Source organism: Deinococcus sp. AB2017081 (assembly GCF_034440735.1).
Taxonomy (GTDB): Bacteria; Deinococcota; Deinococci; order Deinococcales; family Deinococcaceae; genus Deinococcus; species Deinococcus rufus.
Map to the genome: position 1 here is coordinate 746,287 of NZ_CP140098.1, position 21,804 is coordinate 768,090.

At 70.7% G+C, this 21,804-nt stretch carries 28 protein-coding genes; 12 read left to right on the plus strand and 16 right to left on the minus strand.

Features of this window, described 5'->3' with window-relative positions; translation table 11 throughout:
• Nucleotides 1-66: 66 nt before the first annotated feature.
• A complete protein-coding gene (locus U2P90_RS03615; RefSeq protein WP_322473838.1) occupies nt 67-987 on the minus strand; it encodes an RluA family pseudouridine synthase in 921 nt (306 codons plus the stop codon).
• Between the two features lie 34 nt (nt 988-1,021).
• On the opposite strand from U2P90_RS03615, the gene U2P90_RS03620 reads away from it, so the two are divergent.
• Together U2P90_RS03620 and trmB are read left to right on the plus strand one after the other, a co-directional pair.
• Entirely contained in the window at nt 1,022-1,777 is a 756-nt protein-coding gene (locus tag U2P90_RS03620; RefSeq protein WP_322473839.1) for an FAD-dependent oxidoreductase, read from the plus strand.
• Nucleotides 1,774-2,748, plus strand: a complete 975-nt coding sequence (gene trmB / locus U2P90_RS03625; protein WP_322473840.1) for a tRNA (guanine(46)-N(7))-methyltransferase TrmB — start codon at nt 1,774-1,776, stop codon at nt 2,746-2,748. The genes U2P90_RS03620 and trmB overlap by 4 nt, the downstream gene beginning before the upstream one ends.
• A 5-nt stretch (nt 2,749-2,753) precedes the next feature.
• On the opposite strand, the gene U2P90_RS03630 is transcribed toward trmB, so the two are convergent.
• Nucleotides 2,754-3,140: a hypothetical protein gene (locus tag U2P90_RS03630; RefSeq protein WP_322473841.1), complete on the minus strand. Its 387-nt coding sequence runs from the start codon at nt 3,138-3,140 to the stop codon at nt 2,754-2,756.
• 176 nt (nt 3,141-3,316) lie between these two features.
• On the opposite strand from U2P90_RS03630, the gene U2P90_RS03635 reads away from it, so the two are divergent.
• The 3 genes from U2P90_RS03635 (at nt 3,317) to U2P90_RS03645 (ending at nt 5,160) form a co-directional block, all read left to right on the plus strand.
• The gene (locus U2P90_RS03635) at nt 3,317-3,613 is read left to right on the plus strand and encodes a hypothetical protein (RefSeq protein ID WP_295816471.1); all 297 of its coding nucleotides are present in this window, start codon (nt 3,317-3,319) and stop codon (nt 3,611-3,613) included.
• Nucleotides 3,614-3,667: 54 nt separating this feature from the next.
• Complete coding sequence (locus tag U2P90_RS03640) at nt 3,668-4,588, plus strand: class I SAM-dependent methyltransferase (RefSeq protein WP_322473842.1); 921 nt, start codon at nt 3,668-3,670, stop codon at nt 4,586-4,588.
• 83 nt (nt 4,589-4,671) lie between these two features.
• Nucleotides 4,672-5,160, plus strand: a complete 489-nt coding sequence (locus tag U2P90_RS03645) for a hypothetical protein (RefSeq protein ID WP_322473843.1) — start codon at nt 4,672-4,674, stop codon at nt 5,158-5,160.
• Between the two features lie 13 nt (nt 5,161-5,173).
• Here the strand turns inward: U2P90_RS03645 and U2P90_RS03650 are convergent, their stop codons facing one another.
• The 4 genes from U2P90_RS03650 to U2P90_RS03665 all read right to left on the minus strand — a co-directional run bounded on the left by U2P90_RS03650 (nt 5,174) and on the right by U2P90_RS03665 (nt 8,963).
• Nucleotides 5,174-6,514, minus strand: coding sequence for a GH1 family beta-glucosidase (locus tag U2P90_RS03650; RefSeq protein ID WP_322473844.1), 1,341 nt, complete (start codon nt 6,512-6,514; stop codon nt 5,174-5,176).
• Nucleotides 6,515-6,566: 52 nt separating this feature from the next.
• Complete coding sequence (gene phoU / locus U2P90_RS03655) at nt 6,567-7,211, minus strand: phosphate signaling complex protein PhoU (RefSeq protein WP_322473845.1); 645 nt, start codon at nt 7,209-7,211, stop codon at nt 6,567-6,569.
• Between the two features lie 76 nt (nt 7,212-7,287).
• The gene (locus U2P90_RS03660; RefSeq protein WP_295816482.1) at nt 7,288-8,214 is read right to left on the minus strand and encodes a sensor histidine kinase; all 927 of its coding nucleotides are present in this window, start codon (nt 8,212-8,214) and stop codon (nt 7,288-7,290) included.
• A gap of 59 nt (nt 8,215-8,273) precedes the next feature.
• On the minus strand, nt 8,274-8,963 hold the full coding sequence (locus tag U2P90_RS03665; RefSeq protein ID WP_322473846.1) for a response regulator transcription factor: 690 nt from the start codon (nt 8,961-8,963) through the stop codon (nt 8,274-8,276).
• 85 nt (nt 8,964-9,048) lie between these two features.
• Between U2P90_RS03665 and U2P90_RS03670 the strand changes: the two genes are divergently transcribed.
• From U2P90_RS03670 to U2P90_RS03685, 4 genes are all read left to right on the plus strand, one after another.
• On the plus strand, nt 9,049-9,450 hold the full coding sequence (locus U2P90_RS03670; RefSeq protein WP_322473847.1) for a hypothetical protein: 402 nt from the start codon (nt 9,049-9,051) through the stop codon (nt 9,448-9,450).
• 642 nt (nt 9,451-10,092) lie between these two features.
• Complete coding sequence (gene metK, locus U2P90_RS03675; RefSeq protein ID WP_295816463.1) at nt 10,093-11,304, plus strand: methionine adenosyltransferase; 1,212 nt, start codon at nt 10,093-10,095, stop codon at nt 11,302-11,304.
• A 197-nt stretch (nt 11,305-11,501) separates the two neighbouring features.
• A complete protein-coding gene (locus tag U2P90_RS03680; protein ID WP_322473848.1) occupies nt 11,502-11,672 on the plus strand; it encodes a hypothetical protein in 171 nt (56 codons plus the stop codon).
• A gap of 85 nt (nt 11,673-11,757) precedes the next feature.
• Nucleotides 11,758-12,189 carry a hypothetical protein gene (locus U2P90_RS03685; RefSeq protein ID WP_322473849.1) on the plus strand — a complete coding sequence of 144 codons (432 nt, stop codon included), beginning with the start codon at nt 11,758-11,760 and terminating at the stop codon, nt 12,187-12,189.
• Nucleotides 12,190-12,272: 83 nt separating this feature from the next.
• Here U2P90_RS03685 and U2P90_RS03690 read toward each other — a convergent pair whose 3' ends face one another.
• Nucleotides 12,273-12,926, minus strand: coding sequence for a LuxR C-terminal-related transcriptional regulator (locus U2P90_RS03690; RefSeq protein ID WP_295816457.1), 654 nt, complete (start codon nt 12,924-12,926; stop codon nt 12,273-12,275).
• Complete coding sequence (locus U2P90_RS03695) at nt 12,919-14,334, minus strand: sensor histidine kinase (RefSeq protein WP_295816456.1); 1,416 nt, start codon at nt 14,332-14,334, stop codon at nt 12,919-12,921. Before U2P90_RS03695 ends, U2P90_RS03690 begins: the two co-directional genes overlap by 8 nt.
• A 218-nt stretch (nt 14,335-14,552) precedes the next feature.
• On the opposite strand from U2P90_RS03695, the gene U2P90_RS03700 reads away from it, so the two are divergent.
• Entirely contained in the window at nt 14,553-14,777 is a 225-nt protein-coding gene (locus tag U2P90_RS03700; RefSeq protein ID WP_295816455.1) for a hypothetical protein, read from the plus strand.
• Nucleotides 14,778-14,841: 64 nt separating this feature from the next.
• Here the strand turns inward: U2P90_RS03700 and coaD are convergent, their stop codons facing one another.
• The 3 genes from coaD to U2P90_RS03715 are packed head-to-tail and all read right to left on the minus strand — an operon-like array spanning nt 14,842 to nt 16,263.
• Nucleotides 14,842-15,369 (minus strand): pantetheine-phosphate adenylyltransferase, encoded by a 528-nt coding sequence (coaD, locus tag U2P90_RS03705; protein ID WP_295816453.1) that lies wholly within the window; start codon nt 15,367-15,369, stop codon nt 14,842-14,844.
• Nucleotides 15,366-15,941 carry an RsmD family RNA methyltransferase gene (locus tag U2P90_RS03710; protein WP_322473850.1) on the minus strand — a complete coding sequence of 192 codons (576 nt, stop codon included), beginning with the start codon at nt 15,939-15,941 and terminating at the stop codon, nt 15,366-15,368. Before U2P90_RS03710 ends, coaD begins: the two co-directional genes overlap by 4 nt.
• A gap of 55 nt (nt 15,942-15,996) precedes the next feature.
• Complete coding sequence (locus tag U2P90_RS03715) at nt 15,997-16,263, minus strand: hypothetical protein (RefSeq protein WP_322473851.1); 267 nt, start codon at nt 16,261-16,263, stop codon at nt 15,997-15,999.
• A 43-nt stretch (nt 16,264-16,306) separates the two neighbouring features.
• On the opposite strand from U2P90_RS03715, the gene U2P90_RS03720 reads away from it, so the two are divergent.
• Nucleotides 16,307-16,576: a DUF3248 domain-containing protein gene (locus U2P90_RS03720; RefSeq protein ID WP_295816448.1), complete on the plus strand. Its 270-nt coding sequence runs from the start codon at nt 16,307-16,309 to the stop codon at nt 16,574-16,576.
• Nucleotides 16,577-16,580: 4 nt separating this feature from the next.
• Nucleotides 16,581-17,078, plus strand: a complete 498-nt coding sequence (locus U2P90_RS03725) for a DUF3809 domain-containing protein (RefSeq protein ID WP_322473852.1) — start codon at nt 16,581-16,583, stop codon at nt 17,076-17,078.
• Nucleotides 17,079-17,433: 355 nt separating this feature from the next.
• Here the strand turns inward: U2P90_RS03725 and rsfS are convergent, their stop codons facing one another.
• From rsfS to cdaA, 5 genes are all read right to left on the minus strand, one after another.
• The gene (gene rsfS / locus U2P90_RS03730; protein ID WP_295816444.1) at nt 17,434-17,835 is read right to left on the minus strand and encodes a ribosome silencing factor; all 402 of its coding nucleotides are present in this window, start codon (nt 17,833-17,835) and stop codon (nt 17,434-17,436) included.
• Complete coding sequence (locus U2P90_RS03735; RefSeq protein WP_322473853.1) at nt 17,832-19,133, minus strand: LCP family protein; 1,302 nt, start codon at nt 19,131-19,133, stop codon at nt 17,832-17,834. The genes rsfS and U2P90_RS03735 overlap by 4 nt, the downstream gene beginning before the upstream one ends.
• Nucleotides 19,076-19,627: a bis(5'-nucleosyl)-tetraphosphatase (symmetrical) YqeK gene (yqeK, locus tag U2P90_RS03740; RefSeq protein WP_295816480.1), complete on the minus strand. Its 552-nt coding sequence runs from the start codon at nt 19,625-19,627 to the stop codon at nt 19,076-19,078. The genes U2P90_RS03735 and yqeK overlap by 58 nt, the downstream gene beginning before the upstream one ends.
• 273 nt (nt 19,628-19,900) lie before the next feature.
• Entirely contained in the window at nt 19,901-20,917 is a 1,017-nt protein-coding gene (locus U2P90_RS03745; protein ID WP_295816441.1) for a YbbR-like domain-containing protein, read from the minus strand.
• On the minus strand, nt 20,914-21,744 hold the full coding sequence (gene cdaA / locus U2P90_RS03750; protein WP_295816438.1) for a diadenylate cyclase CdaA: 831 nt from the start codon (nt 21,742-21,744) through the stop codon (nt 20,914-20,916). Before cdaA ends, U2P90_RS03745 begins: the two co-directional genes overlap by 4 nt.
• Between the last annotated feature and the right edge of the window lie 60 nt (nt 21,745-21,804).

Consider the following 21,804-nt stretch of genomic DNA (forward strand, 5'->3'; position numbering starts at 1 on the left):
ATTCACCTGTTCACTATGACCGCCGGAGACTCTCGGTCTTCTGACAGGCCGGCGGGTTGTTCACATTTATTCACGGGAGGGGGGGAGAACCGGTGCGGCGGCTGTCCGCAGCAGGGTCGGCGGGGGGGCCGTGACCGTGACGCCGGCTCCCGTCCGGGGATGGGTGAAGGACAGCTGCCACGCGTGCAGCCAGTAGCCCAGGTCGCCCGGCAGGCCCGGCACGTCCGGCCGGACACCGCCGCCCGGCGCATACAGTGGATCGCCCACCAGGGGGTGTCCTGCCCACGCCGTGTGGATGCGGATCTGGTGGGGCCGCCCGGTGAGGATGTCCACGTCGAGCAGGGTGGTGTCCGCGCGGCGTTCCACGACCCGCAGGTCGGAGCGGGCGACCTTTCCGCCGGCCGTGGCCGCGTGCACGTCGCCCAGCCGGGGATGCGCGACCGGCCCGATGGGCGCGGTGACGGTCAGGGCGTCCGGCGCCACGAGGCCCGACACGAGTGCCCGGTAGGTCTTGCGCACGGCGTGCTCCCGCCACTCGCGGGCCAGCGCCGCCCCGGCGTGGCTGTCCAGTGCGAACAGCACCACACCGCTCGTGCCGCGTCCCAGCCGGTGCAGCGGCGACGCGCCCGGAGACGTGCGGCGCACCAGCGTGAGCAGCGTGTGCTCCAGAAAGCCCCCACCCGGCAGGGTCGGCAGCCCGGAGGGCTTGTCCACCGCCAGCAGCCCGGCGTGCTCGTACAGCACGGTGTAGTGCAGCGGCACGTCCTCCTCGGGCCACGGGGGACGGTGCCACACGAGCACCTGTCCGGCCCGGAGCACGTGATCGCCGCGTGCCCGCCGGCCGTCCACGGTGACCTCGCCGGCCGCGAGCCGCGCCGCCCAGATCCCGGCATCCGAGTGCGTGTAGCGCGTGCTCAGGAAGGCCAGCACCGTCTGTCCGCCGGTCTGGACGGGCGTGCGGTAGGCGTAGCCGGCGTTCAGGGTCACGCTGTCCAGTATGGCCGGGCTACACTTCCGGGCGATGTTCGGCCCACAGTCTCAACATGGACACGCGCCCCGCAGCCGCCCCCAGCCCGGCCACGTGTACGACGTGGCGGTCGTCGGGGCCGGACTGGCCGGCACGGAACTCGCGTGGCGACTCGCGCACGGCGGCCAGGACGTGCTGCTCGTCTCGCAGGCCCTCGACCACCTGGGCACGCTGTACCAGCCGACCACGGCCGGTGTGGACTTCCCCGAGGGCAGCGTGTTCGCGCAGGTGCAGGCCCAGGTCGCGCCCGACACCGACGGCTGGACGTTCCACCGCCACCTGAAGGCCGAGATCGAGGCGACCAGCGGCATCCACCTGCTCCAGAGCACCGTGACCGCGCTGGACGAGGACGATGATCAGGTCGTGCTGTCCACGTGGGAAGGGCCGATGTTGCACGCCCGGCGGGTCGTGCTGGCGGTCGGCGCGTTCCTCAAGGGCCGCCTGCTGATCGGGGACGGGCTGGAGGAGGCCGGACGGCTCTCGGAGGTCGCCTACGACTTCCTGGCGGACGACCTGGCCAGCAGCGGCATCTGGCTGATCGGGGCCGAGCGCACGGCCGCCGCCGTGGACGGTGCCCCCGCCTACGACGTGCGCTTCCTGACACCCGCGCCCAGCGAACTTGACGGCTTCCGGGTGCCCCGCCTGAACCGGGTGCGGATGGTCGGCCAGTGCACGCCCGGCGAGCACACCTACGCCAGCGTCCTGACCGACGCGGCGCGGCTGGCCGCCGACCTGCTGGGGGACGCATGATCTTCCGTCTGGGCGACTTCCACGTTCCGGACGACGCGGCCCGCCTGTACCCCCATACGCCGGGGCGGCCGTGGGTGCTGGAGGTGGGGTTCGGCGACGGCCGCTTCTGGCCCGCGTATGCCCGCACCCTGCCCGAGGTGCCGAACTATCTGGGCGTGGAACTGTCGGGCGTGTCGCTCCTCAAGGCGCACCGCCGCCTGAGGGACGCGGGCCTGGACAACGCCGTCCTGACCAAGCTGCCCGCCGACGTGCTGATCCGCGAGGTCATCCCGCACGGAGCACTGGACGCCATCATCGTGAACTTTCCCGATCCGTGGCCCAAGGCCGGGCACACCGATCACCGCCTGCTGCGTGTGCCGTTCTTCCAGCTGGCCGCCAGCCGCCTGAAGCCCGGTGGCCGCGTGCTGCTCACCACCGACCACGACGAGTATTTCGAGTTCGCACTGGAACAGGCCCGTGCCAGCGGTGTCATGGACGTGCAGACCGGTGATCCGCCCCCGGCCGCGCTGGAGACCAAGTACGCCCTGAAGTGGCGAGATCTGGGGCTCGGTGCCCACCACGCCAGCTTCACGCCCACCGCTCATCGGCCCGTGCCACACGGCGACGTGTACCCCTACCCGGAGGACGAATCCACCGTGCCCCACGCTGTCCTGACCCTGCCCCAGACCTTCGCCCCCACCGCCTTCGAGAAGGTCACACAGCGCAGCCCCCAGGCGGGCTGGACCGTGATCCTGCTCGACCTGTACCAGGGCCTGCGCCGCGACGGCTGGGTCGCCCTGGCACACGTCGTCGAGGGCGACCTGACCCAGGAAGTCCTGATCGGCATCACCGCCCGCGAGGACGGCTCGTATCTGGTGCGGCTCGCCAAATTTGGAGGCCCGATCATCACGCCCGGCGTGAAGGCCGCCGTGGGCACGGTGACCGAGTGGCTGGAGGGGCAGGGCGCCGTGGTGCGGCACCGGGGGTACTGAGCGCCCTAGTCTGTTCCCGTCTCGGCGCGGTACGCCGCCTGCACCAGTTTCAGGCCGGGGGCCAGGGCCAGGGCCCGCAGCAGGGGGCCGGTGATCCGCAGCGTGCCATCGGTCATGGCGGCCACCACGTTCAGGTCGCCGCGCCAGAAGGCGTCGGCACCGGTACCACGCAGCGCAAAGGTCAGGTCAGCGGGGCCACTGCGGGCCGCGTCGCCACTGAGAACCGTGGTCTGTCCACTGCGGCCATCGACCAGTACGCAGGCGTCCGGGTCGGTCTGCACAAAGCGCAGGGCCAGCCGCTCACGGGCCGGGGCGGGGTCGGCGGCCCGCAGGAACACGCGGGTCAGCAGCGCCTCCATGTCGGGGCCACTGGGGTGGGACGAAAGGGCCATGACGTCAGGCCAGTGCAACGCACCGGGCATCACCGTAGCATTCCCTGCAAATTCCTCGCCAGGACGGTGTTTTTGGCACGTTTGGCACCCTTCATGAAGCGTGCGGTCGTACACTCCCGCGTGTCCGGTGGTGGTCTGCTGTGGCGGCAGGACATACCAGCTTCAGGAGGTCAATCATGAACGAACAGCTCCAGCAGACCATCGATGCCCTTTCGGGCGGACTCCAGAGCGTGCCGGCCAGCGCGGCCGTCGCCAACGTCACCTCCTGGCACCAGACGCTCGACGGCGTTCCCGGTGCCGAGACGGTCGTGGATCACCTCGCCAGCCTGAAGAGCGCGCTGGAAAGCGGTGACCTGGAAGGGGCCGCCGCCCTCCTGCCTGATCTCGGTGCTGCGACCGAGAGCCTCGCGCCGGACGCCCCGGCCGCCGATCAGGACGGCCTGCGCCAGCTGGCCGCTGCCCTGCAGGGCTGAGCCACCGCACCGCCTCTTGTCCGCGAACCCCGTCTATGCTGACGGGGTTTTCTCATGCCTGACGATCTTGCCTTCCGTCTTGAACCGCTCTCGACCATCATTCCTGCCCTGCGACGTGCCCTGTGGGAGAGGGGCGAGGTGACGTTCACCGTGCCTGATCCGGACGCCGGGCTGGGCCTGTATGCGGGCGAGATGACTCCACACGGCATCCACCGGCCGTGGGCCGTGTGGACAGAGATGGCCGATCTGCTGGGGGCCCACCTGCTCACGCCAGAGCGGGCCGCGCCTGGGCACGTCCGGGTGCGTCTGCGGACATGGGCGGCCCGTCCAGAACCCGACGCGGCCGGGTACGGGGCAGGCGGCGACTGGGCACGGGTGGACAAGCTGGAAGATCCGACCTTCCTGCTGAGTTTCGTGGAGGCCCTGCGGCGCGTGAATCCCCCACCTGGCGGCCGGGTGCTGGTACTGGGCGTGAATCGCGGCCGCGAACTGGACGCCCTGCCGCTCGCCTTCCCGGAGCGCGTCTTTGAGGTTCACGGCGTGGATCTGGATGCCTCGGCGCTGGAGCTGGCCCGTGCCCGCCACCCGGACGCCACCTTTCACACGCTGGACGTGACCACGCTGCCCCGCCCGGAGCTCGGCACCTTCGACGTGGTGATCGCCCTGAGCCTGCTCCAGAGCCCTGGTATCCGGCAGGACGTGCTGCTCGCCGCGCTGCGCCGCCACCACCTGACCCCCACGGGCGGCCTGATCCTGGGCTATCCGAACGCCCGCTACCGCGACGGCACCCTGAGCCCGGGGGCACGGGTACGGAACTTCGCGCGGCCTGACCACAGCCTGCTCATGGCCGACGTGACCGGGGCGCGGCGCGGCCTGCACGGGCGCGGCTTCAAGGTCTTCGTGACCGGCCGGCACGAGATCCTGGTGACGGCGATTCCTGCGGGCACGACCACGCCCCGGAACCTGGAGCTGTAGTCCGGGCACGTGGCGATCCGGGCCTGTCCGGTGGCCCTGCGGTTCTTGCCCACCGTTCACACCTCGAATCTACAGTGGCGGAGATGCGCTTCCTGCTGACGGTTCCGGCCCTGGCCCTGCTGCTCGCGGCGTGTGCCCCGGCCACCACCGGCCCCACGTTGCAGGTGGCCGCGCCGCCCCTCTTCCGCCGGGGGGATACCCTGCTGATCAGCGGGCGCGACCAGAACGAAGACGCCCTGAGCGGCACCATCGTCCTGAGCAGCGCGCCGGTCTACCGCTCCAGCTCCGATTCCTGGCGGTTCGACGCGAGGGGCGGCTACGTGATCCTGGCCGGTCCGGTCACGGGCGGCCCCTCCCAGTTCTGGGACACCAGCGATCCCAGACGCGAGAAGGCATGCATCGTCTTCAGCCCTGTCTCCCAGGACGCCCCTGTCGGAACCCGTCGCCTCACCCCCCGGCTGACCGGCGTGGGCATCGCCGGGAGCACGGCCGAGCTGAAGGCCGTGTTCGCGAAGCTGTCCGGCAGCGGGACAAAACTGACCGGCGGCGTGTGCACGGTGACCCGGAAGTAGTCCAGATTCCCGGCTACGCCTGCTCCCGCAGGAAGGACTGGAACCAGTGGTAACTGTCCTTGGGGGTGCGCACCTGCGTGGCGAAGTCCACATGCACCAGCCCGAAGCGCTGGCTGTAGCCCTCGGCCCACTCGAAGTTGTCGAGCAGTGACCACGCGAAGTACCCGCGCACGCCGGCCCCCTGCGTGATGGCGTCCCGCACGGCCTCCAGGTGCGCCTCGTGGTAGCGGATACGGAGATCGTCGCGCACGCGGCCGTCAACGTCAATGACATCGGCCACGGAACAGCCGCTCCTGGTGACGTACAGGGGCGGGCAGGTGTCGCCGTAGCGGGCCTTCAGGCCGGTCAGGGTCTGGGTCAGGCCCTCGGGCACGACCGGCCACCCGGACGCCGTGTACTCCCGGTCGGGAATCCGGCCCAGGGACACGCCGAACGGCCCCGTAGGGTCGGCCCTCACGGAGTCGGGCCGGTCGTAATTCACGCCCAGAAAGTCCAGCGGCGCGGCGATCACGCTCAGGTCGCCGGGGCGGATCACCTCCAGCAGCGCCGGATCGGTGCCCTGGAGGATGTCCAGCGCCAGCGCCGGGTACTCCCCCCGGATCAGCGGATCGGTGAACAGGTGGTTGTGCAGGGCGTCCATGCGGTTGGCGGCGTCCAGATCCTCGTCGCGGTCGCCCGCAGGCCACGCGGGAGCATGGTTGTTGGCGATCCCGACCATGTTCGCGCCCGCCTCGCGCAGCGCCCGCACGGCCAGCCCGTGCCCGAGCAGCTGGTGATGCGCCGCCGGGAAGGCGTGCACCCCCAGCGTGCGCCCCGGCGCGTGGTTTCCCAGGGCGTACCCGTGCAGGAAGTGAATGTATGGCTCGTTCAGGGTCATGAAGCCGGTCACGCGGTCCGACAGGCGCTCGCCCACCATGAACGCGTACTCCTCGAAGCGGTGGGCCGTGTCGCGGTTCATCCACCCGCCGCGATCCTCCAGCGCCTGCGGCAGATCCCAGTGGTACAGCGTCACCCACGGCTGGAGATCGGCCCCCAGCAGCTCGTCCACCAGGCGGTCGTAGAAGGTCAGGCCCGCCTCGTTTGCCCGGCCCCGCCCGTCCGGCTGCACGCGCGGCCACGCGACGCTGAACCGGTACGCTCCCAGCCCGAGGGCCCTCATCAGGGCCACGTCCTCGCGGAAGCGGTGGTAGTGGTCGCAGGCCACGTCGCCGGTGTCGCCGGCCTTCACCCGGCCCGGCGTGTGCGCGAAGGTGTCCCAGATGCTCGCGCCGCGCCCGCCCTCGTGCACGGCCCCCTCAATCTGGTACGACGCGGTGGCCGCGCCCCACACGAACCCGGTCGGAAAGTGCGCCATATGCTCCCTATTGTGCCTGCGCTGGCCGGTCAGGCCGGATGCTTCGCCGGGTCTACGCCTCGCGCTGGCCGGTCACCCAGTACCGCACGCGCTCGGAGACGTTTTCCATGTGGTCGCCCACGCGCTCCAGCGAGCGGCCCACCCGCATAAGCATCAGCGCCTTGCTGATGTTGCGGGGATCTTCGAGCATGTAGGTCACGAGTTCGCGCTGGATCTGCTCGTACAGGTCGTCGACCTCGTCGTCCATCTGGGTGGTCGCCTCGGCCCGCGCCACGTCCCGCTCGGCGATGGCGGTGCGGAGGTTCTGGCTCATCTCACCCAGGCGCTCCAGCATGCGGGCCAGGTTCACGTAGCGTTTCAGGGCCGGGGCCTGGGCCAGTTCCGCACCGTCCTTGGCGACATGCACCACGTAGTCGCCCATGCGCTCGATGTCCGACAGGCTCTTGAGGATCAGGGCGACCATCCGCAGGTCGCGCGCGACCGGCTGGTGCAGGGCGATGATCCGCAGGCACTCGGCCTCGATCTGCGCTTCCTGGGCGTCCACCTCGCGGTCCATGGCCCTGACCTCGTCCAGGCGCTCCACGTTCTCGTGCAGCAGCACATCGGCCGCCACCGGCAGCATGCGCTCGACCGTGGCGAGCATGTTCAGGGCACCGTTCAGGACGGCTCTCAGGTCAGTTTCAAGGGCTTCACGCATGGACACTCCTGTGGGGTGAACGTAGCACTCCGGGGTGGGGGAAAGGTCAGAGGGCGGTCAGGGGAGACGCGGGTCGTCAGCTCCCCAGTCCGCCCACGCCGGGCAGCGTGAAGCAGAAGGCGTTGCGGTTGTCCCGCCGTTCCGCCCACGCCTGCCCCCCCCAGCCCTGCACGATGCTCCGCACGATGTACAGGCCCATGCCGCTGCCCTGTCCGGTCGCGGCTGCGCCGCGCGTGTGGGCCCGGAACAGGCCGTCGGTGTCCGACAGCGGCGCGCCGTCATCCAGCACGCACACCTCGACCCAGGTGCCGCGACCGGCGGTCTGCACGTCTACCGGCCGCCCCGCCGGGCCGTACTTCAGGGCGTTCTCGACGAGGTTCAGCAGCACCTGCAGCAGCTTGTCGGGATCGGCCCGCACCAGGTAGTCCGTGCCGAAGCTCAGGGCCGCCTGCCGCGCCAGCAGCTCGGGGGCCAGCAGCCGCTCGGCCCGCGTGAAGGCCTCGGCCAGGGCCAGGGTACGTGCCCGCGTGGGCCGGAATCCCACGGCCAGGTCCTCGACCAGCCGGGCCAGCCGCTCGGTCTCCTGGAGGCCCTGGCGCACGAAGTTCTGCGACAGCTCCGGCGGCATGTCGTATTCCAGCGCCTCCAGCACACCGCGCAGCGCGGCGACCGGCGTGCGGAACTCGTGGCTCAGGACGGCCGTCGCCTCGCGCAGCTCGGCCTCGCGGCGACGGTGATCGGTGACGTCCTCCACGATCAGGGCGCCGTCCGCGCCGTCACGGGTGGCGGTGCAGCGCAGCGTGCGCCCCGAGACCTCCAGTTCCAGTTCGCCGCCACGTTCCAGCAGCGCTTCCAGCGTGTGCCGGCGCACGACCTCCAGCACCGGGCGACCGACGGCGCGATCCTGCGTCACCCCCCACAGCCGCGCAGCGGCGGCGTTCACGCGGGTCACGGCCCCATCCCGGGTCAGGATCACGGCCTGCGGCAGCGCGTCCATCCACATGATCCACTCCTCGGCCGCCCCCGGCTGCGGCGTCTCGCCGGTGGGCAGCCCCCCCACCCTCACGCCGAGGCCGCCCATGGGCGCATCCGGTAGCCCTTGCCGCGCACGGTCTCCAGAAAGCCCGGTCGCCCCGGATCGTCGCCCAGGTGTGCCCGCAGCTGCGTGACGTGCTGATCCACGGTGCGCTCGCCGCCCAGGAAGTCCGCGCCCCAGACCCTGTCCAGCAGTTCCGTGCGCGAGTACACCCGCCCCACGTTCTGTGCCAGGAACGCCAGCAGGTCGAATTCGCGCCGCGTCAGGTTCAGGCGCTCGCCGCCCACGCGGGCCTCGGCCGCGCCCATGTCCACGCTCAGGGGCCCGTTCGCCAGCACCGCCGGCACCTCCGGCTGCGAGCGCCTCAGCAGCGCCCGCACCCGCGCCACCAGCTCCGCCGCGCTGAAGGGCTTGGTCAGGTAGTCGTCCGCGCCGGATTCCAGGCCCTCGACCCGCTCGGCCTCGGCGGCCCGCGCCGTGAGCATCAGCACCGGCATGCGCCGCAGCTCCGCGTCGGTGCGCACGCGGCGCAGGAAGCCCAGCCCGCTCTCGCCGGGCAGCATCCAGTCGAGCACCAGCGCGTCCGCGCCCTCCAGCGCCTCCAGGCCCCCCGCCGTGGACGGCAGCGCCGTGACCGTGAGCCCCGCGCGTTCCAGGTGGAACCGCAGGACATCGCGCACCGTGCCCTCGTCCTCTATGACAACCACGTGGCTCATCCCTTCCATTCTGCCGCCCCAGGTCAGGGCGGTGTCAGGGTGGGGCTGCTGTTCACTGACGGGCGAGGCCGTCACACTGTCGTCCATGGTCACCCAGGAATACCAGCTACTGCGCGTCGTGAACGGGTTCACGCACTTCGCCTGTGTGAGCGTGAGGTTTCGCCTGGGTTTGGGCATGCATGTCGTTCCCGTGCTGCCCGAGCATCCCGACACCGGTGCTGGCGAGATCAACGCATCACTTGAGCCTGAGTGGGTGGCGGCGGCCATCCAGGGCTGCCGGGATGGCTTGGCTCTCGGTCAAGCGGCTGTGGAAGATGGTGGGAAGCTGGTCGAGGTGCTCCGTGTAGTCGGAACACCGCTGGACACATGCCCGGCCGATGTCCGACTGACTGCCTGTATGGCGACGTTGCTGGCCCTCGATCCTGAGCGGACATTGCCTCAGTACGCGCTTCAGTTCGGAGAGTGGTTTGTGGAGGCGTTTGCTTGATTGCGTCGCTTGCCATCCCGCGTCGGGGCGGTGTTCGGTTTTAGGATAAATTGCATGTGGCCCGAAAGGGACGGGGTGCATGACAGCCGGAGGAAATGAGGGGAGCACAGACTCTGAGCGCAGAAAAGCGCCTGGAGTTGCCGCTCCAGGCGCTTAAAGGAGGTGATTCCTTATGCGTAAGCAGCGTAAGGGTACACCAAAACGTCCGCGCAGACAACTCAGACTCACTGAATTCGCTGCTCTGGTGGCGGCTTTCGGTACGGTAGTGAGTGGCCTCGCGGCGATCCTGAAGAAAACTGGGGCGAGTCGGAGACGAGCCCGAGCGGAGCGAGTGCCAGACAGAGTCAGAGCACGGCGATGGAACACCCTGTCGGCGTTGTGCCCGACAGGGTGTGGAATCAGAGTGCTCTGGCGGAACAGCCCTGAAGTCACGCCCTCTCGACCTCCGGCCTGCGCCTCTCAAGGTGTCCAGTCCACGCCCGGTTGGGCGTGTTGTTCTGTCCCACGTCCTGACAGTCCCGGCCGCCCTGCGTTACCCTGCTCTGCGGTGCGCTCCCGCGTCGGGGGCGTGGCGGGTGGGGCCGGACGCATCCCTCTCCAGGTCGTTCTGCGAGACGCCGGTACCCCCCGCAAGGAGCACGCATGCGGAAGTACTACACGTCGGAATCCGTCTCGGAAGGCCACCCGGACAAACTCGCGGACTTCATCTCGGACTCGGTGCTCGACGAGTTCCTGCGCCAGGAGCCGGGCAGCCGCGTGGCGGTCGAGACGCTGCTGACCACCGGCATGGCGGTCGTGGCGGGCGAGGTCACGGCCCAGCACGCGCACGTGGACGTGCAGAGAACCGTGCGGGAGGCGGTCATGAAGGTCGGCTACACCCGCGCCAACTACGGCTTCGATGCCGAGTACAGCGCCGTGCTGGTCAGCATCCATGAGCAGAGCCCGGAGATCGCGGGCGGCGTGAGCAGCAGCGAGGAATGGCGGGCCATGAGCGCCGAGGAGCGGGCCCGCCCCGAGAACGCGCATTCCGAGGTCGGGGCCGGCGACCAGGGCCTGATGTTCGGCTACGCGACCGACGAGACGCCCGAGCTGATGCCGCTGCCGATCTCGCTGGCGCACAAACTCACGCGGCAGCTGGCAGACCTGCGCAAGGCGGGCACCCTGCCGTACCTGCGCCCCGACGCCAAGGCCCAGGTGACCGTGGTGCGCGACGGCGAGCCGCACGAGGCCACCGAGACGGCGGTGGACACCATCGTGATCAGCACGCAGCACGCCGACGACGTGTCGCAGGAACAGATCCGGGCCGACATGATCGAGCACGTGATCCGCCCCGTGATCCCGGCGCAGTACCTGACGCCCGAGACCAAGTACTTCATCAACCCCAGCGGGCGCTTCGTCATCGGTGGGCCGCACGGCGACACTGGGCTGACCGGCCGTAAGATCATCGTGGACACCTACGGCGGCGCGGTGCCGCACGGGGGCGGGGCGTTCTCGGGCAAGGATCCGACGAAGGTGGACCGCAGCGCCGCGTACTACGCCCGCTACATCGCCAAGAATCTGGTCGCGGCCGGGCTGGCCCGCCGCGCCCTGGTCGAGATCGCGTACGCCATCGGCCGCGCCAGCCCGGTCAGCCTGCGGGTGGACACCTACGGCACCGGCACGGTCAGCGACGAGACGTTGGCCCAGCTCGTCGCCGCGCACTTCGACGCCCGGCCCCAGGCGATCATCGCGCAGCTCGATCTGCGCCGCCCCATCTACGCGCAGACCGCTGCATACGGGCACTTCGGCCGCAGCGAGTTCCCGTGGGAACAGACGGACCGGGCCGAGGCCCTGAGCGCAGCCGCGCGGGACTGACGGTCATCACAGCGTGGGCGGAGACTGGAGGGAGCGTCCTCCGGTCTCCGCCCGCCCACGTTCCGGCCCCCTGATCATGAGCCGGTCATGGCGGGCCGGGTGGCGATCATGGCAGGGTCACGGCCCGTCGGGATGATCAATCCAGAAGTCGGCGCTGACCGCGAGGGGCGGATAAGCCCGACTTCCGGGGGGAAACCATGCCGAAATGCCAGTCCGCCGTGGGCCGCCGGGCCCGCCTGTCCCTGGGTGCCGTGTGCGCCGCCGCCCTGCTCCTGCTGAGCGCGTGTGGCGGTGGAGGGCCGCCGGCCACGACGACCCCGCCCGGCGTCTTCGACACCAGCATGTGGGACAGCGCCCTGTACCAGTAGGCCCGCCGTTGACCGACCGTTCCCGGGCTGCGGGATCCCCCGTGGCTGTCGTGGCCGTGTGCCGCCACGTTTCAAGGAGACCACCATGTTCCGTTCCCTGATGATCACCGCTGCCCTGGCCACCGCCGTCGCGCTGGCCGCCACCTTCACCACGCCGCACACCTTCACGGCGGGGTCGCCCATCAAGGCCGCCGAGGTGAACAGCAACTTCGAGGCCGCCCAGACGGAACTGCGTCGCCTGGACAGCAAGGTGGTCGGCTTCGTGCATACCAGCACGGCCACGAACATCACCGGCAACTGGACGTGCCTCGACAACGCCGCCACGAATGGCCGCCCGGACGCCATCGTGACCGTCACGCACAATTTCAATCCCGGCGGGAACTCGGCCCTGAACAACTACGATCCGAACCTGACCGGCGTGTGGTACTACCAGAGCAAGTGGTGCATCTACCACGAGGACACCAGCAAGCCCATGCTGGCGGGCAAGACCTACAACGTGGTCGTCGTTGCGCCCTGACAGCGGCCTCCGTGGAGCCCAGGGGGGCGCTGTTCACCTTTCGACTCCGCGAAGGCCGCTGTGAGTGAGCCCGGCGACCCGCCCTACCGCCCCGCCTCGCGCTGGGCGAGCAGGGCGGCCTCCACGCGGTTGCGCACCTGGAGCTTCTGCAGGATGTTTGTCATGTAGTGCTTGACGGTCTTCTCGGTCAGCTCCAGGTCGCGGCCGATCTCCTTGTTGCTGCGCCCCGAGGCCACGCCCTCCAGGATCTGACGCTCGCGGGGAGTCAGGTCACTCAGCGGGTGGACGGGGCCGCGCCCCGGCGACGCCATCTCGACCAGCACGCCGGCGGCCAGGGACGGGGTGATCACGACCTCGCCCGCGTGCGCCGCCCGCACGACGCGCCGCAGTTCGCGTCCCGACACGCCCTTGAGGATGTAGCCGCGTGCTCCGGCCTTCAGTGAGGCGAGCACGTCGGCCTCCTCCTCGCTGAACGTCAGCATCACGATCCGGGTCACCGGGCACGCGGCCGTGACCTCCCGCGCCGCCTTCAGGCCGCTGCCCGGCAGGTTCAGATCCAGCAGCAGCACGTCCGGCAGCAGGGTGGTCGCCAGCTGCAGGGCGTCCTCGGCGCTGCCGCCCTCGCCGACCACCTCCAGGCCGGGCTCGGCGGCCAGGGTCGCCGCCACGCCCTCGCGGAACAGGGGATGGTCGTCCACGATCACGATCCGGATGGCATCGACGGGCACGTCAGTCATGATGCTCCTCGGGCGACAGCGGCACCCGGGCCTCGACCACCGTGCCGCCGTGGGCCTGCGCCCTGACCGTGAACGTCCCGCCCAGGCTCTCGGCCCGCTCGCGCATGCCGACCAGACCCAGGTGGCCGTCGGGGGCCGCGCCACACCACGTGAAGCCCGGCCCGGCGTCGGTGATCCGCAGCACCAGCCAGCCGCCGTCGGCCGTGTCGGCCGTCACGGTGACCGGGCCGCCTGGAGCGTGCCGGTGGGCGTTGTTCAGGGCCTCCTGCACGATCCGGAAGGCCGTGATCTTGACCGGCAGGGGCACATCGTCCGGCAGTGCCGCGGCGTCCAGGGGCACGTCCACCCCGGCCCGGCGGCGGTGGTCGCGCAGCGCCCGTTCCAGCACCTCGCGCAGCGTCAGGGCCGCCAGATCCGGGAGCCGCAGGTCCGTGGCGATGGCCCTCACCTCGCGCAGCGCGGATTCCAGCGACTGCTCCACGCTGCCCAGGGCCTCCTGCTGTGGCCCGGTCGCGTGGGCCCCCAGGCTGTCCAGCCGCAGCAGGGCGTAACTCAGATCCTGCGCGGGGCCGTCATGCAGGTCGCTCGACACGCGGCTCAGGACGCGCTCGCTGTGCGCGGTGGACCGGGCGGCGGCGCGGCTCACGCGGCCGTGCAGCTGCGCGTTCTGCGCGAGCAGTCCTTCGAGCGTGCCCACCTGTTCGCGCAGGGTCGCCTGCTGCCGCCGGATGGTGTCCGAGCCCCGCCGCACCAGCCCCGACAGCAGCGCGTAGGTCAGCAGCGTGATCGCCGCGACCACCCCCCACGAGCGCCGCTGCGCCTGTGCGATCTCCGCGTCCAGCGGGCCGGTCGTCTGGTAGAACTCGGCCACGGCGATCACGCGGTCCGTGCCCTCCAGCCGCATGGGCACGTAGGTCTCGATCAGGTGCCGGTACTGACCGCGCTGCGAGGCGTTCTCCTCGTCGCGCAGGTTCGTGATCTCGGCCGAGATCTCTCCCCGCCACGCCCGGGCCAGGTCCGCCTTGATCGGGAAGATGCCGCCGGCATCCTGCCCGTACACCACCCGGCCGTCCGGGGCCCAGATCTTGATGGACACGATCTCGCGGCCGAGCGGCGTGGTCGCCAGCAGCTTCTCGATGGCCGCCTGACGCCCGGGCGACAGCCACGTCGAGGAACCGAGTTCCTGAAGCTGCGTGACCAGGAAATTCTCCACGTACAGCGCGGCCGTCGCCGCCGTGCGGTGGATCACACCCTGCCGGATCTGGGCGCCCACCCACCATCCGGTCACCAGCATGCTGACCAGCAGCACCAGCAGGCTCGCCAGATTGAAGCGGGCCGCGAGGGTGAGCGTATGCCAGCGCCACGCCCGACGCGGGGCAGCACGCAGCGGCGGGGCGGACAGGGCCATGGGTCATTATCCGCCCCGCTTTGCCCCCCGTGCAGTGGGCCAAGGTCGGAGGGCGGCCGATCCGCTCCACGCGGATCCGCAGGATGCACGGACAGCCTCAGGACGTGCGCCGCATGGACGATGGCCCGGGGGGCAGGCCCGCCCGTGGGCCATGGCGGACGTCTGCGCACGGACGTACGGTGAGGGCACCTGCACACCACAGGGTCAGGAGGTCTCGAATGAACGCGAAATCCCGGACGCTGTACGTTCTGCTCGCCGCTGCCCTGGCGCTGGGCACCGCTGCCGCGAAACATGGCGCGGACGACCCCCCAGGCGATGATCACGGCCGTCACGGGGCCGGTCATGCCACGGCGCCTGCTGCGGCGCTGCCTGTTCTGGCCCGGCATGGCGCCGACGACCCACCCGGCGACGACCATGGTCACCATGGAGCTGGACACGCCTGATCGCGCCCCCTCTCCCCCCCCCGGGAACCGGAACCTCTCGTTCCGGTTTTCTGATGAACCAGCTTCAGCGCGGCTCTGCGCTCACGGCCGTCTGGGCCTCGCGCTCGGCGTAGACCTCCACGAACTTCTGCCTCAGCGCCCCTGCACTGGCACGCGGCACCATCTCGCTGACGTCACCGCCGTAGCTGGCGATCTCCCGCACCATGCTGCTCGACACGAAACTCCAGCGCGTGGCCGCCATGATGAACACCGTCTCGGCGTCCCCGATCTGGCGGTTGAGGTGCGCGATCTGGAGTTCGTACTCGTAATCCGACACGGCCCGCAGGCCGCGCACGATCACGCTGCCCGGCTCGCGCGCCATGTAGTCCACCAGCAGCCCCCCGAAGCTGTCCACGCCGACGTTGGGGAAATGTGCTGTCGCGGCGCGCAGGATGTCCAGGCGCTCGTCCAGGGTGAAGAGGTGTCGGCCCTGCTTGCGGGCATTGTGCATGACCGTCACGGTGACGCGGTCGAAGATCTTGGCCGCCCGCGTCAGCACGTCCATGTGGCCGCTGGTGATCGGGTCGAAGGAGCCGGGAAAGACGGCGTTCATGTGCCTGAAATGGTATCCCGCCCGGCGTCCGGGGTGTCGGCGGACTCGCGGGTGTACACGGTCAGGCTGTTGCTGCCGTATCGCCGTTCCTCGCGCACGAAGCCGACGTGATCCGGCAGGTGAAGCCGATCCGGGTGCTGGCAGATCAGCAGGCCGCCGGGCTTCAGCGCGGCGCTGCCGAGCACCTGCCGGGCCAGCGCCGGGATGTCGGCCTCGTACGGTGGGTCGCTGAACACCACATCGAAGCTGCCCAGGCGGGGGAGCAGGCTGCCGGAATCGCCCTTCACAATCCGCACGCGCAGGTCCAGCGCGCGGGCGTTGGCCTCCAGCGTCCTCAGGGCGCGCTGATCGGTCTCGACCAGGGTCACGTCGTGCCCCCGGCTGGCGGCCTCCAGTCCGATCGCGCCGCTGCCCCCGTGCATGTCCAGGAAGGCGGGAAAGCGGGCGGCGGGGGCACGGGCCGCCAGCAGGTCGAACAGGCTCTTGCGGATGCGGGCCCCGCTGGGTCTCGCACTCTCGGGCACGCGCATCTCCCGGCCCTGGGCAGTGCCGCCCAGAATCCTGACGCTCACAGAACAGTCCTCATCCGTGCAGCCTACAGCCATGCAGCCTGCGCGAGGTCTGCGCTCAGGACAGCGCCGCGTACGCCGGGAAGGTGTCCAGCGTGCCGGGCACGAGCGTCCAGTCCTCGCCGTCCCGTGTGGCCTGCCCGGCCTGCACCAGCCGGTTGAGTTCCGCCTCGACGCGCTGCTGCACGCGCCGCAGCGGCATGGCGTCCGTGCCCTCCACGCCGCGCCACGCCAGAAACGCGCGGTGGAACGCGGGCAGGGCAAAGAGGCCCACGCGGGTCTCCAGGGCGCGCCAGCTCAGGCCCGGCGGGGGTGGGGTCGTCATGGCCCTGTTCTACCGCTGCCGCCGCGCCACGTACAATGCCTGCATGACCGAGTTGCCCGGCGACCCCGACGCTCCGGAGCCCGCCGACCCGGCGCTGCTGCCCGCCGATCTGGCACGGCAGCTCGAGGCGCTGGGTGGGCAACTGGTGTGGCGGATCGGCAAGGACGAACTCAGCGACGAGATTGTGGTTCGGCTGGGCTTCGCGTCGGCCACGCCCCGCTTCGCGCATCTGGCCCGGCTGCGCAGCGCCGGTGATGCCGAGCTCCAGGCCGCCCTGGCCGAACACCGGGTCGTGATCGAGTGGGTGGACTGAACGCGTGGTGATCGAGTCGGCCCAGGCGTTCACGCTGACGTTTCCGGGGCCGTCGGCCGGCGCCCTGGCCTTCGTGCGCTCGCCGGCGTGGGCACTGTCCCGCGTGGAGTTCCTGCGGCACCTGCGTGCCGACGACAGCGGCGTGCGCGGGGAACTGCTGGTGCAGCTGCCGGTGCTGGGCCAGGCCGACCTGCCCTTTCACAGCCGAGTGGTGCCCACGGCGGACGGCGCGGCGCTGGAGCCGCAGCCCCTGAGCGGCGAGCGGGCGTGGGTCGAGGTGCAGGGCAGCGCCCGCGCCGAGGACACCGGCAGCGTGCAGACGGCCCTGGACTTCTCGTTCATGTTCCGTGCCCACCTGGCCGTGCCGGACGGTGGCGGCTGGGGCGGTGACGCCTTTTCGAAAATGGTGCAGGCCGCCGCCAGACGCACCCTGGAGCGGGTCGCGCGCGAGCTGCCCGCCGGGATCGCGGCGGCCATGGCAGACGCGCCGGCAGCACGCTGACCGGCCACGATACGAACCGCGCCGCCCGGCACTGGGGCGGCGCGGTCACGGCACACGGATCGGACGGAATCCGTCCGATTCCCGTCCATCCGGGCAAGAACCGGTAGGGACGTCCATCTCCCGGAGTCCGTCGGTTCTCCCTCTTCCGCTGCTGCGCAGCTCTGTGGTTCCGGTCGGATGTCACCCCACTTTCAGCGGGATTCCATCGGAGTTCGTCTCACAGCGGTGTTCAGTTCCGCCCCGGGGCTGAGAAGATGCCCCAGGGCTCCACGTCCAACCGCTGTCTCCTCCAGGTGCTCGCTCCGCTCGATTCAGGGGCAGTGAGGGAACCCCGGGGCGCCCCTGAAATCTGCTGTCAGTGCGCGGCTTCGGGGAAGTCCAGGGTGCGGGCGTCGCTCCACAGCCCTTCCAGGTCGTAGTACTCGCGGGCATCTCTGGTCATGATGTGCACCACGATGCTGCCGCCGAAGGCCAGCAGCAGCCAGCGCTCGCTGGGGCCTTCCACGCTGGGGCGCGGCAGACCGGCCTCCTGGGCCTTCTGGCGGATGTTCTCCTGCACGGCATTGAGCTGGAGGCCAGCGGTGGCGGTGCAGATCACGAAGTAGTCCAGCGTGGTACTGACGTCGGTCAGGTCGAGCACGACGACATCCTCGGCGCGGCGTTCGCGGGCAGCGTCCACGATGGCGTGCAGCTGGGCCTGGGTGCCGTGCTGACGGGTGGGGGCCTGGGCGGGGGTGCGTTCGGGGTCTGTGGTCATGGGGTCTCCGGGGTGGGGCTCAGGTCGTTCAGGGCCGCCAGGTGCGTGCCGGCGTCGGTGCCGAGCAGGATGCCGACCTCGCCGGCCGCGACCGGGAAGCGTTCGCCCTGCAGCCGGGGCAGGTTCAGGGCGTCGGCCAGGGCGCCGGCCTGCGCGACCTCTTGCTGCGTGAACACCTGGCTGGCTTCACGGCTCGCGGCCACAGCACTCAACTCTACGTCACGGTACCCCATGGCCTGCAAGGCCCGCACGAGGCCCGCACCCAGGCCGTCACCACTGGCGTCCACGATGCGCACGCGGACATCCGGCACCGAGATCGCCGCCGGCTTTCCCCACACGGCGGCCAGACGCTCCCGGTTGACCGCCAGGTTGAAGGTGCCGGGAATGGGATCGGTCGGCAGCGTCGAGAACGCCAGCTTGAGCCGCGCCAGGTATGGCCGCAGGGCCAGCAGCAGATCCGGGTCGGCGTTGGTCTCGACACCGTTGCCGATGCCGCCCAGGATGGTGGGCAGGGCAGCCAGGCCCTGCGGCGTGCGGAGCTTGCCGGCCAGCTGGGTCAGCGCCTGCTTCTGGTGGTCGATCCGGCCGTAGTCGTCCCCGAAGCCCTTGCGCACCCGCAGGAACAGCACGCCCTGCCTGCCGTCCAGGTGGTGGTCGCCGGGAGCGAGCTTCAGGTTCACGCCCGCCGCGTTGTCCACCCACTCGATGCCCGGCTCGGGTACGGTCACGTCCAGGCCGCCCAGCGCGTCGATCACGCGCTCCACGTAGTCCGTCCGTACCACCACATAAGAGTCCACGTGCTCGCCGGTGATGGTCTCCACGGCGCGCATCAGGGCCTGCGGGCCGCCGTCCCAATACTGGCTGTTCACCTTCTGGGCCGCGATCCCCAGACGGGGATTGAACTCCCCGACGTTCGTGTCACGCGGGATGTTCAGCACCTGCACCGACGCGCCGTCCACCTTGACCAGCATCAGGGTGTCGGTGTTGGGCGGCTGGATCAGGCCCTCGCGCTGGCCCTGATCCTTGCAGGGCTGGTGGTAGTAGCAGTAGATGATGTCGCGCCCGGCGATCAGCACGGTGTACTGCGGGGCCTGCCCCTGCACCGCCCGGATCACGCTGGTCGTCTGTCCGCCCGCCGTGCTCACCACGGCCAGACCGCCCAGCGTGAGCGTCGCCACACTTAAGCCGAACACCTGGAGGGCGCGCAGGCCGGCCAGCTGCCGCGGACTGGGGGGCTGCGTCACGCGCCGGGGGTCGGGAAACCGGTGGTCGATGTCGGGGTGGGGTGGGCGCTGCACGGCAGCGCATGATAGGCCCGCAGGGTACGCGGATGCACCTGGATGCCCTTGCCCTGGAGATACGTGACCTTGGACACGATGGCGCGTTCCAGCGCCGCCGTCAGGTCGTGCAGGGCCAGTTCGCGGATGTCGGCGTTCACGCCCCGCCCCGGCTCCGAGACGTCGGCGATATACACGCAGGCCGACACGTCGTTGCCGCCGCGCGGGCCGGTCGTGTGATCCTCGACGGCCTCCAGCACCACGCCGTCGCGGTATCCCCAGCGGGTCAGCAGGGTGCGGGCGGCGCGGCCGTGCAGGGCCAGCGGGTGTGCGGCGTCGATCGCGCACTCGGGCGGCGCGAGGCGCAGCAGCTCGTCATCTGGCAGATCACGGGCGATGTCGTGCAGGATCCCGGCGGCGTAGGCGCGCTGCTCATCCAGACCGTTGTTCACGGCAATCCGCGCCGCAAGATCCGCGACCCGCAGGACATGGTCGTATCGCCGGGGGCGCACCATCAGTCGGACGCGCTGCTCCCACCAGCCCCAGTCGGACGCGGTCAGGGCCGCGCTGGACACGGAGGGCAGGACGTAGGCAATCACTGCGGCATGTGGTCAGTTCCCCACATCATGTGCCGAATATACTCCCCGGATTCTCCGTTCGTCTGATCGTCTCGTCACGCTGCCGCGTGCTCCGGTGTCCGCCCGCCCGGCCCGAACCCTGGAATCTGTCCGCCTGGCCGGGTTCCGAAGGTGCCCCCCGGCGTCTTCAGGAACAGTTCATCCAGCGGGTCACGGTGCCGCGGGGGGGGTGCCGCCAGGCCGGGCCGGGGGGGTGGGAGCCGGCGCGGCCTCGACCGTGAGGCGCACGATGACGCTCTCGAGGGCCTGGGCGCCCGCCGGCACGCTCAGCGCGACCGGGGCGGTGTAGGTGCCGACCCGGTAGTCGACGCGGCCCGCGACCTCGCGCAGGCGGCCCAGCAGCTCCGGATCGGCCACCACCCGCACCGTGCTGGGCTGCACGCTGGCCGCCGTGACCCGCAGGGTCGGTGGCGGGTCGTTCAGCACCACGCTCAGGGTCTTGACCGGCAGCACCCCGGTGTCCAGCCGGCGCAGGGTCACGGTCTCCGGACGGATGACCACCCCGTCGACCGGAGTCCCGGCTCCGTCCAGCGCGATCAGTCGGGTCTCCCGTTCCTCGCCGGCGGGCACCTGGGTGGGGCTGGTCACCACGCGCTGCACGGTCGTGACGACCCGGCCGGGGCCCTGGACGCTGGCGTCGGTGGGCGTGACCTGATAGCGCGGCAGGCTGGTCTCCGGGGGCGACGACACGCTCAGGACGATCGGCAGCGTCCGGGTCGCCTGCGTATCGACGAAGCCCTGCACCCGGTCGGGTGTCCGGCGGCTGACGACCGTGCCGCTCGGCGCGGTGACCGTGACGGGCTGACTGAAACTGCCCTCGGGCTGTCCGGTCACGTCCACGATCGCCTCGATGCTCTCGGGGCGCAGTTCCCGCAGCCGATCCGGACGGCCCGACAGGGTCACGCGGATGGTGGCGGGGTTCAGGTCGCTGAAGGCCCGGGTGCCCTCTCCACGGCCACCGGTCGTGTCCCGGATGGTCACCGGGACATCGAAGCCCTGTTCCACGTTCGCGCGGCGGTTCGAGGTCGCCAGGAACCACAGGGTCAGGGCGACCAGCAGCGACAGCAGCTTCGGCCCCAGGTTGTGCACGGCGCGTGCCCACACGTACCGCGGCTGCGTCCAGCGCCGCCCGGTCTCCAGTGCCGCTCGCCACGGCGACACGCTCATGCCTGCTCCTTGAGCGCGTCGGCCGGGGTGCCGGGCGCAGCCGGATCGGACGCCGGGCGCTCGGGGGTGTCCAGCCCACTGCCCCGGTCATAGATCAGGGTGCGGAGCTGTTCGCGCAGTTCGGCTCCGTTCAGATCCGGCCCCAGCCGCCCCCCGAGGGCGATCCGCATGCTGCCGCGTTCCTCGCTGACCACCAGCACCACGGCGTCCGTCACCTCCGACAGCCCGATCGCGGCGCGGTGCCGGGTGCCGTATCGGCGGTACGTGCCGTCGCTGGACTGCAGCGGGAACAGGCAGCCGGCCGCCACCACCCGCGAACCGTGAATGATCACGCCCCCGTCGTGCAGGGGGGCGTTGCGGGCGAACAGCGCCTCCAGAAAGGGCACGCTCACCACGGCGTCCAGCGTCACGCCAGTCTCGGCGTACTCGCCCAGCGGCGTGCGGCGCTCGATGGCGATCAGGGCTCCGATCCGCCGCTCGGCGAGGCGTTCCATGCTGCGCACCACCGCCTGGAGGGCTGCCACCCCGGCCGACAGGTCGCGTCCCCTGGGGCGGCCCACGCGCTCCAGCGCGGCCCGCAGTTCCGGCTGGAACAGCACGACCAGCGCAAACAGCCCGACCGTGCCTGCCCGGCCCAGCAGCTCACTCAGGGTGGTCAGGTTCAGCAGCAGCGCCGCGACCCACACCCCCGCGAACACCACGATGCCGCGCACCACGTTCACGGCCCGCGTCCCCGCCACCAGCAGGTAGCCCTGGTACACCAGGAAGGTGACCAGCAGGATGTCCAGAACATCCCTTGGGCTCACCAGACCGAAGACCGTGGACATGGGGTGGAGGACAGCTCCTTTGAGTCGGACAGGGCGGGGACAGCGGCGTGCGCGACCACT